Raw genomic sequence first — 1133 nt, 5'->3', positions numbered from 1 at the left:
GTCGACCACGAACGGCAGGTAGTACGCGCCTTCCATGATCTTCTGGTTGATCTGCTTGTAGATCTCGGCGGCCTTAGCCGGGTCGACCTCGGCGGAAGCCTGGTCGTACAGGGCGTCGATCGACGGGTCCTTGATCTCCGGCAGGTTGTAGTTGCCGTTCGCCGGGATGAAGCGGCTGTCCGACAGCGGCTGCATGAAGCCGGCGCCGGTCGGGTAGTCGGCGCCCCAGCCGCCGATGATGATCCCGTAGCCCTTCTTCTTCACGTTGTCGGGCGAACCGGTGATCGAGGCCTGCTGCGCGCCGTCGTACTGGTCGATCTTGGCGTTGATCTTCGCGGCCTTGAGCGCGGCCTGCAGCGCCTCGGCGCTCTTGACCTCGGCCGGCTTGTTGTTACGGACCGCGATGGTCACATCGAAGCCGTTCGGCTTGCCACAAGCGGCGAGCGCGGCCGTGGCCTTGTCCAACTGCGGCTTGCCCTGCAGCCGGTTGTACGGGTCGTACTTCGGGTCGGCACCCGCGATGTTCGGCGGCAGCATGTTGGTGCCGATGTCGCCACCGGCGATCGGGCCACCGCGAGCGGTCTGCAGCGTCGTCGGGTCCGCGGCGTAGATGATCGCCTTGCGGCAGTCGATGTTCTCCAGCGGCGCGACCGAGGTGGCCAGGCCCGCGTAGCGCAGGAAGCCGGTGGTCGGAGCGTCGGAGTTCGACTTGAGCTTCTCGTCCTGCAGGATCTGGGTGCGAGCCTGGGTCTGCACACCGGTCTGGCCGGCGTCCAGGTCGGCGGTGCCGTCGATGAGACGCTTGTCCATGTCGTCGGCGTTGGTGGTGATGGTCAGGTTGATCGCGTCCGGCAGCGCCTTGCGGATCGTGTCGGTCGCCTGGTCCCAGTTCGGGTTACGCACGAAGGACACGCTCTTGCCCGGCACAACCGCGCCCGGCTTGAGCATGTACGGGCCGGAGGAAGCCGGTGCGGAGCCGTACTGCGCTCCGGTGTCCCGCTTCTGCGGCACCGGGCCGGAGCCGGGCATCGCGAGCAGGTAGAGGAAGTCCGAGTACGGCTTCTGCAGCTTGAACACGATGGTCGAGTCGTCCGGCGTGGTGACGGACTTCAGGCCCAGCTTGTCGGGGTCGG

General features: G+C 66.8%; 1 protein-coding gene. It reads right to left on the bottom strand.

The window, feature by feature from the left end; genetic code table 11:
• A partial coding sequence (locus tag DMB66_RS59940) for an ABC transporter substrate-binding protein (protein ID WP_125812704.1) occupies positions 1 to 1133 on the bottom strand: 1133 nt, incomplete at both ends.

This window comes from Actinoplanes sp. ATCC 53533 (genome assembly GCF_003947245.1).
The sequence above is the reverse complement of the archived record's forward strand: the minus strand, read 5'-3'. Positions and strand labels throughout refer to the sequence as shown.